General features: G+C 39.4%; 7 protein-coding genes. 3 read left to right on the top strand and 4 right to left on the bottom strand.

Annotation, left to right across the window (positions count from 1 at the left end; translation table 11 throughout):
• Positions 1-19: 19 nt before the first annotated feature.
• Both FJR05_RS10380 and smc read right to left on the bottom strand, forming a co-directional pair.
• A complete protein-coding gene (locus tag FJR05_RS10380; RefSeq protein ID WP_168644030.1) occupies positions 20-373 on the bottom strand; it encodes a hypothetical protein in 354 nt (117 codons plus the stop codon).
• 84 nt (positions 374-457) lie between these two features.
• Positions 458-4141 carry a chromosome segregation protein SMC gene (gene smc / locus FJR05_RS10375; protein ID WP_168644029.1) on the bottom strand — a complete coding sequence of 1228 codons (3684 nt, stop codon included), beginning with the start codon at positions 4139-4141 and terminating at the stop codon, positions 458-460.
• 92 nt (positions 4142-4233) lie between these two features.
• Between smc and FJR05_RS10370 the strand changes: the two genes are divergently transcribed.
• Both FJR05_RS10370 and FJR05_RS10365 read left to right on the top strand, forming a co-directional pair.
• Positions 4234-5679, top strand: coding sequence for a glycoside hydrolase family 13 protein (locus tag FJR05_RS10370; protein ID WP_168644028.1), 1446 nt, complete (start codon positions 4234-4236; stop codon positions 5677-5679).
• A 109-nt stretch (positions 5680-5788) separates the two neighbouring features.
• Positions 5789-6178, top strand: coding sequence for a M48 family metallopeptidase (locus tag FJR05_RS10365; protein ID WP_168644027.1), 390 nt, complete (start codon positions 5789-5791; stop codon positions 6176-6178).
• 76 nt (positions 6179-6254) lie between these two features.
• On the opposite strand, the gene FJR05_RS10360 is transcribed toward FJR05_RS10365, so the two are convergent.
• Both FJR05_RS10360 and FJR05_RS10355 read right to left on the bottom strand, forming a co-directional pair.
• Complete coding sequence (locus FJR05_RS10360; RefSeq protein WP_168644026.1) at positions 6255-6503, bottom strand: hypothetical protein; 249 nt, start codon at positions 6501-6503, stop codon at positions 6255-6257.
• Positions 6504-6785: 282 nt separating this feature from the next.
• On the bottom strand, positions 6786-7358 hold the full coding sequence (locus FJR05_RS10355; protein WP_168644025.1) for a response regulator: 573 nt from the start codon (positions 7356-7358) through the stop codon (positions 6786-6788).
• 330 nt (positions 7359-7688) lie between these two features.
• Between FJR05_RS10355 and lipA the strand changes: the two genes are divergently transcribed.
• Complete coding sequence (gene lipA, locus FJR05_RS10350) at positions 7689-8591, top strand: lipoyl synthase (protein WP_168644024.1); 903 nt, start codon at positions 7689-7691, stop codon at positions 8589-8591.
• The last annotated feature ends 6 nt before the right edge of the window (positions 8592-8597 follow it).

Below are 8597 nucleotides of genomic sequence, written 5' to 3'. Positions count from 1 at the left end.
CTCCTATCCCTGTTACTTCCTAATTCCTTTTTAGTGGGGGAGTGTGAACAGTTACAACAAAAAATGTAATCCAATTCTTATGTTCTTCTTCAACTTTAATAACACCTAGAATAGTAGTAATTGCAGTTAAGGTTAAACTTGACACCGTTAAACCAATATTCCAGCCTTGGTTAACTGTTCGCAACTTACTTACTTTTTCTTTTTTCAATTTTGTTACTTCAGTCAATAATGCTTTTCTCTCGCCTTCGATAGTGATACTTGGTACTAGGGGGGATTGATTACTCATAATTTCTTTTTCCAAATAAACGGAATCATTGCTGTCGGTATAACGGTGCAATTGAGCGGCAACAGATCGCCCCCAACTCAAAATCAAAATATCACAATATTGTCTAATTTAATGCTTTTTATACAGCGATCGCTTCACAATTATATATCTTACACAATTCTGCGGACTGCTTCAATGATCAGAGGATTGCAACTTAATACCCAAAACCTGAGTGTAAGCACCTCTAGCTTGAGTTACACCAATTGTCCGCTGTGCTGATTCTATCATCGGGCGGCGCAAACTCACAACTATAAACTGTGCCTGTTCCGCCTGTTGTTTAATCATTCTCGCTAATCGTTCCACATTTGACCCATCTAGAAACATATCCACTTCGTCAAAGGCGTAAAATGGAGATGGACGATAACGTTGTAGGGAGAATATAAAACTTAATGCAGTTAAGGATTTCTCTCCCCCTGACATAGAAGCAAGCCGTTGGACGGGTTTTCCTTTGGGGTGTGCAACTAGGTTTAAGCCACTGTTAAAAGGATCTTCGGGATTATCTAGTTGTAAATAACCGTCACCATCGGAAAGGATAGCAAAGATTGATTGGAAATTCTCATTTACTGCGTCGAATGCTTCTTTAAATGCTTTTTGACGGAGGGTGGTAAAGTTTTCAATTCTTAATAATAATTCTGTCCGTTCCCCTTCTAATGTCTCTAATTTTTCGGTAAGTTCTTGGAGACGACCTTGGACTTTATCGTATTCTTCCAAAGCTAACATATTTACAGGTTCCATTGCCTGTAAACGTTTACCTAAACTCCGCAATTCTTTTTGTAAGTCTTCTAAATCAACTTTATTGGGAACTTCTGGTAAAGGACTGGGTAATTCTGCACCTAAATCTCGCAATTGGGTTTGCAGTGCTGTTAAATCTTCCCGGCGTTTTTGTTGAGTTTCTTGCAGTTTCTCAATTTCCCATTGTAATTGTTGTTGACGCAATAAGAGCGATCGCAATTCTGTTTCTGCTATATCTCGGTTCTTTTTCTCTTCCCCTAAATTCTCTTCTAATTGACCCAATTTAGCCTGAATTTCGGTAATTAAATTATTCAATTCTTCAACTTGACTATTAACTGTTGCTTGTTGCTGTTTTCCTGTCGTTTCTTCTTGTTGATATTGAATAACTCTAGTTTGGGATTCTTCTATTTTTTCTTGTAATCTTTGTTGTTGATTTTCGAGATTTTTTAATTGTTGTTGAACATCTCGTAATGCAGTTTCTCGTTGTTGTAATTCCTGTTCTTGGGTTTTAATGATAGCTTGGATTTGTTGCCATTCGCTGGGGGTTTGGGAAGATTCCAACTCAGCTAAAGTATGTCTCAATTGTTGTAATTGAGTTTCTTGTTCTGGTAATTCCCGATTTAAAATTTCTAACCGGGATTGTGCAGATGTGAATTTTTGGGTATTTTGGGAAAGTTGAGAACGAGTATTTTCTAACTGCGTTGTTAAACCTTTAATATCTTTCTTTAACTGTTCTAAATATAATTGTTGTTCTCTCCGTCCTTGACGTGCTTCTGTTAATTCTAAAGTTAATGTTTTAGTGCGAGTTGCTAAATTTGAAATTGCTTCTCCACAACGTTCTAAAATCCGATCAATATCTATTAAGCGAGTTTTCAAATTAGCGACTTCCTGAGATTCTCCAGCTTCACCGCTATCAAAGCGTAAAGATGAACGTTGATTGCCACTACCACCAGTCATTGCCCCGCTAGTTTCTAATAATTCCCCTTGTAGAGTGACTATGCGATATAGTCCCATGTTTTTCCGAGCTTGGGCAAGAGTCGCAAATACTACCGTTGCACCAAAAACATAGGCAAATACATCATGATAACGGCGATCGCACTCTACTAAATCTACCGCATAACTGACAAACCCATCAGCTAAACGCAGAGTTGCATCCTGGGTAAATCTAGGGACTTTAATCTTATTTAAAGGTAAAAAAGTTGCCCTTCCCGCCCGTTTTTGTTTCAACAGTTCAATTCCGGCTGATGCAACACTATCATCTTCAACCACAATATGTCCTAAACGTCCACCAGCAGCCATTTCTAAAGCTAATTGATGTTTAGGTTCAACCTTGCCCAATTGCACCACTAAACCGCACAAACCGGGCATTTCTGACTGTAAAATTACCTTACTTGCTTGTGTTCCTTGTATTTCCTGTTGCGCTTGTGTCTGTGCCTCTAATTTATCTAATTGACGTTGTTTATCTCGTTGTTCTTGTAAAAGTCGTTTTTGGGTATCTTGTTGAATTTGTAACTCTTGTTCTGTCGCAGCCAGATTTTCAGCTAAATTCTGAATAGGTTGGGTAGAAGCATTAAATTCCGTTTCCAACCGCGCACATTCAGCTTGTTTTGCGGTTAATTCCGGTTCTAAAGTTGCAATTAATTGAGATTGTTCAGAAATCAATTGTTGTAATTGAGTATTGCGTTCCTGTAATTGCGCTTGTTCAGTGCGTTGTGGTTCGAGAGTATGCAATAAAGATTCAATTTGCCGATTTAAAGCCGTTTGTTGTTGTACCCAAGCTTCCGAAGCCGAGGCAATTTCCGCCGCAGCTTGACGAGAAGATTCTAAATTTTGTTGAGATTTATCTCTTTCTGTTTGTAGAGATGTGACATTCAATATTTCTACATTTTGTTGTTTTTTAGCTTCCTCTAAAGCAAGTTGATATTGTTGAATTTCTTGATAAGTTTGATTTAATCGCTTTGTAGATTCTTGAATAGATGTTTCTAACTCCCGTTGTTGTCGTTGGAGTTGTTTCCGTTCCGCTTCTTGGGTAGCGAGATTTGATTGAACAGAAAGAAGTTCCTCCTCACCCAAAGCCTTCACACGGAGATTTAGCTGATCTAATTCAGTAGTTTTCTGATTAATTTGAGAATTAGTTGTATTTAACTGAGTAGTAAAATCACTGAAACTGCGATCGCCCTCTTGAACTTGTGCAACCAGTTTTTCCTGCTGTGCTTGGAGAGAACGCCAAGATAAAACCGCCTCCCAAGACTGCTTTTGCATAAACTCAATTTTCAATAATTGATACTTCTCAGCCTTAGCCTTATCTTGAGACAGGCGATCGCATTGTACACTTAACTCAGTTTGAATAATCCGACAACTATCTTCCTTATCCTTCACCTCATCCAAAGTAGATTTAGCTTGGACTATTTTCCGATCATAAGTCGCCACCCCGGCCAACTCATCAATAATTTCCCGACGTTCCCGCGCATTCATCGAGATAATACTCGTTACATCCCCCTGCAATACCACATTATAGCCTTCAGGATAAATCCGCAGTTCCTCCAAATCCTCATGTAACTCAGTCAAAGTACAAGCCACACCATTAATATAATAATTAGACGTATACCCCCCCTGCTGAGACACCCGTAACCGCCGAGTAACACTCCACTCAGACGATTTTGGATTTTGGATTTTAGATTTTGGATTTTCCCCTACTTCCCCTACTTCCCCTACTTCCCCTACTTCCCCTACCTCCCCTACTTCCCCTACTTCCCCCACCTCCCCAACTTCCCCGACTTCCTCCCTCTGCGCCTCTGCGCCTCTGCGAGAGACATCCGAAATATCGAAAGTTACCGTTACACTAGCTTCCAGTGCCGCACGCCCCTTATGTTTTTGAGCATTATTCACCAAATCCGGTAAACGTTCCGCCCGCATACCCTTAGAACTAGCCAAACCCAAACAAAACAACAAAGCATCGAGAATATTTGATTTTCCAGAACCATTAGGACCAGATATGACAGTACACCCCGGTAGCAAAGGGACAGCAGTAGTCCCACCGAAGGATTTAAAATTGGTAAGTTCAACGCGCTTGACGTATACCATGAGGCACTGGTAAACTGTAAACTGGGTTAAGTAAACAAGTGTACCAATTATTTATCGTTTCGTGGCTACGAAAAAGAGTAATAAATAAATTTATGCAAATTCAAACGCCAGATTGGGTGAAACACGCGGTTTTCTATCAGATATTTCCCGATAGATTTGCGAGAAGTCAGCGTTCCCGTCACAGTTTCTTAAATAATACCAATTTAGAAGCCTGGGATGCACCACCGACACTCCAAGGTTACAAAGGTGGTGATTTATGGGGTGTGATAGAAAAATTAGACTATATCCAAAGTTTAGGAATTACAGCGATTTACTTTACACCCATTTTCCAATCTGCTAGTAATCATCGTTATCATACCCATGATTATTACCAAGTTGATCCGATGTTAGGGGGAAATCAGGCTTTACGAGAATTAATTGATGCCTCCCATTCACGAAATATGAAGATAGTTCTTGATGGCGTATTTAATCATTCTAGTCGAGGCTTTTTCTTTTTTCATGATGTATTAGAAAATGGCTCTAATTCTCCTTGGCTAAATTGGTTTAAAATTCAAGGCTGGCCACTTGCACCTTATGATGGTAATTTACCTGCTAATTATGATGCTTGGGCAGGGATTCGCTCTTTACCAACCTTTAATCATGATCATCCAGATGTGCAAGAGTATATCATGAAAATTGCCGAATATTGGTTAGAGTTTGGCATTGATGGTTGGCGATTAGATGTTCCTTATGAAATTAAAACTCCTGGTTTTTGGCAGGAATTTCGCCAACGAGTTAAAGGTATTAATCCTGATGCTTATATTGTTGGTGAAGTTTGGACAGATGCCCGTGAATGGCTCGATGGGACGCAATTTGATGGGGTATTGAATTATTTATTTAATGAGGCAGTGCTGGCGTTTGCAGTAGGCGATAAAGTAGTATTAGAATTAGTAGAATCTCAAAGTTATTACCCATATCCTGCCCTAGATGCGGCTGAATATGCGGCTAAAATTCACAGCCTTTTAGAACTTTATTCTTGGGAAATTCAACTAACTCAATTAAACATCCTCAGTAGCCATGATACAGCCAGATTAATGAGTATTGCTGATGGTGATCAATCTAGTGTAGAACTATGTAATTTGTTGTTATTCACCTTTCCCGGTGCGCCCAGTATTTACTATGGTGATGAAGTTGGTTTACCTGGAGGAATAGATCCAGATTGTCGGCGGGTTTTCCCCCTAGAATTTGACTGGAATCAAGAAATTTTAAATATTCACAAACAGTTAATTTCTATTCGTCAAAATTATCCAGCTTTGCGAATTGGTAGTTATCAAGTTCTTCATGCAGTAGGAACAGTCTATATATTTGCGCGAACTTTAGAAAGTGAAGAATTAATTATTGCTGTGAACGTGGGAACTAAATCTGTAATAGTAAATGTAAATTGTAGTAATTTGCAAAATCAACCTGAACAAGTTTTATTTGGGAAAGGAGAAATTACCTGGAAGGGGGAAAATGTTTGTTTAACTATTCCTCCTCGCAGCGGTTTAATTTTGGGATAAATGTTGAAATATCAGTTGAAAATGGCAGGTGATATTTTTTTTGTGGGTGGTGGGTAATCTAGTGGTATAGGAGTGATGCTGAAATTTGGATAACAGCAATTTTTAATACATGGCTAGTTCTGATAGTGATTACTTAGTTCAGCGTGGTAAGCAAATTGCTCGAAAGAAAAGAATTGTTACATATATTGGGCTTGTGTCTTTTGGTGGTTCAATGTTGTTTGGGGGGGTAAATACCATCAAACAGGCTTGGGAAAAACCAAAGCAAGCAGTAGTTCAATCGGTTGAGAGTGAGTTCCAGAAACAGATTAAGGGTTATGAGTTGGTTTTACAGCGTGAACCTAATAATCAGACGGCTTTAGAAAAGTTATCTATTATTCGGTTAAATTCGGGGGATAATCAGGGAGCGATCGCTTTGATGGAGAAGTTGGTAAAATTACATCCAGATAGACAGGATTATCAAACTGTTTTGGCAAATACAAAGAAGACAATAGGGAAGTAAAAGTTATATTCAGAATTGTTTATAATAAGTAGGTGAACGGAAAAAAACCGAAGTATGTAACGAAAAGTAAAGTTGCTCAAAACCTCTTTCCTGTTCGCTGTTCCTTTGCCATAACGACAATTTTTAACGCCAACCTACTTACATCATCTTTCTCAGATATATCAAACCGCAATACCTCTTTTGCTGGAACGAAGCTTAGTAATGATAAATCAACTGTATTAAAAAGTAGTTTAAGAATATTAAAAATATTCAGAGCATTTGCGGTAAATGCCAATTTAAAGTCATATTGAAGTGCTTGTTGCCGAAAAGCCACAAGAATGCCCATTTACAGGACTGCTTGTAGCTTGTATTTTGTTTGTCTTTGCAAACTTCTCAAATCACCCTTGTCGTAACCACCAAACAACGTATATTTACTATTCGTTCGCTTGCTTTCTACGATAATGTTTTCCAAATTCACCCCCTGATTTTCTATATAAATGCAAGGTTTTGACTTATGGTGTCTCAAAACAGTTACATTTTCCTGGCAGGATATGGGAGATTGAGGATATCCAGATAGCTGAAAAAGTTGTCCGTAAGAGTAGGGAACAGGGAACTTTTTCAGCAAACCCTACTTAATTTTCTGTTTAATGAAAGTCACAACTTTATTAAGCTGTTGCTTCAAGCTATCAATTTCTCCTTGCATCTTGATAATTTTATCATTTAGTAATTTTATTTCAGCCGATGAATCTACGGCATTTACAGCAACCGGGACAGGTTGTTGATTTGCAGGATTCACTGGAGGTGTATTTAAGTCTGGACGCTCCTTTTTCGACTTAACCATTGCCGACTTAATAGCGCCAACGAGTTGCTTTTGATCAAAAGGTTTGCCTAAAAATTCAAAATATTCAAATGGTTCTACAAATTTTTCCGTTACCTCTTCCTTCCGTCCTGACATGATCACCAAAGGAATTTTCCGTAATTCTGGTTGAGCCTGGATTTTCTGGAAAACTTCCCAACCACTCATTTTTGGCAACAAAAAATCTAGCATGATCAAGCTGACTTTTTCCTTGAGGATGAGGTTGTATCCTTCTGACCCGTCTTTGGCTTCTATCACTTCAAAATTACCTGGTGGTAACATTTCTCGTACTTTTACCCTGACAACGGTAGTGTCGTCAATAACTAAAATTTTGTTACTTGCCACAACTGATTACTCTACTAAAATTTTATGTTTAGATGGCTGGTTGCCGACTGCTTTTAGGGATTCTCTCACTATATCCAAAATTTATGTAGATTGGGGAGGAGTATTTTCTGACACAAATTCCAAAAACACAGGTGTTTTAGGAAACTTTCACTGATGTTCTGATCAATTTGTATCATAGTTGTGTAGACTACACACAACTAAATATCCTGTGTAGTGAAAGATTTATGAATCTAACTTCTCAGTTTGGGGTATGTATATCTGAAACTACAGTGCCTCTATGTAGATCTTCATTACGCGCTCTTACTTTTTGCTTAATTAACAAATCGTTATATGAATTCTCCACAACAAGTTGATATCAAGTCAGAAATTATGACTATGCCTAGCTGGTTGCGTCGCCCCATTGGCAAAGCCAGTGAAATCTCTACTGTCCAACGTATCATTAAGCAGCGACAAATTCACACAATTTGTGAAGAAGGGCGTTGTCCAAATCGGGGTGAATGCTACGCCCAAAAAACAGCAACTTTTTTATTGATGGGGCCAACTTGTACCCGTTCTTGTGCTTTTTGTCAAGTAGATAAGGGTCATGCGCCAATGCCGTTGGATGGGGAAGAACCTCGAAAGGTGGCGGAATCGGTACAGCTTTTAGGGTTGCGGTATGTGGTATTAACTTCTGTCGCCCGTGATGATCTGGCTGATGGGGGGGCGGGTCATTTTGTGAGGACAATGGAGACTATTCGCCAGATGAACCCTGATACTCAAATTGAGGTGCTGACATCGGATTTTTGGGGTGGTGGGGGTGTGGCAGTTCAAAGTCACAGTTTAGCAATGATTATTCAGGCTCAACCGGCTTGTTTTAACCATAATGTTGAAACAGTCCGTAGGTTAACTCCAACTGTGCGCCGAGGGGCAAAATATGACCGTTCGTTGGCTGTATTAGCGACGGTTAAGGAGTTGAATGATCAGATTCCTACGAAGTCGGGGGTGATGGTGGGACATGGAGAAACTATGGAGGAGTTAATTGAGACTATGGCGGATTTACGATCTGTAAAATGCGATCGCCTCACCATTGGTCAATATATGCGCCCTTCTTTAGACCATCTACCTGTTAAAAAATATTGGACTCCAGAGGAATTTACAGAACTGGGCAATATAGCCAGGGAAATGGGCTTTAATCACGTCCGTTCCGGTCCACTCGTCCGCAGTTCCTATCATGCTGGGGAGTCGGGGGAGTAGGGGAGT

This window comes from Dolichospermum sp. UHCC 0259, assembly GCF_009711935.1.
Classification (GTDB): Bacteria; Cyanobacteriota; Cyanobacteriia; order Cyanobacteriales; family Nostocaceae; genus Dolichospermum.
The sequence above is the reverse complement of the archived record's forward strand: the minus strand, read 5'-3'. Positions and strand labels throughout refer to the sequence as shown.

What these genes read in the sequence shown, in the direction of transcription:
- smc (WP_168644029.1), bottom strand. Translation starts at nt 4,141, where the DNA reads ATGGTATACGTCAAGCGCGTTGAACTTACCAATTTTAAATCCTTCGGT.
- FJR05_RS10370 (WP_168644028.1), top strand. Translation starts at nt 4,234, where the DNA reads ATGCAAATTCAAACGCCAGATTGGGTGAAACACGCGGTTTTCTATCAG.
- FJR05_RS10365 (WP_168644027.1), top strand. Translation starts at nt 5,789, where the DNA reads ATGGCTAGTTCTGATAGTGATTACTTAGTTCAGCGTGGTAAGCAAATT.
- FJR05_RS10360 (WP_168644026.1), bottom strand. Translation starts at nt 6,503, where the DNA reads ATGGGCATTCTTGTGGCTTTTCGGCAACAAGCACTTCAATATGACTTT.
- lipA (WP_168644024.1), top strand. Translation starts at nt 7,689, where the DNA reads ATGAATTCTCCACAACAAGTTGATATCAAGTCAGAAATTATGACTATG.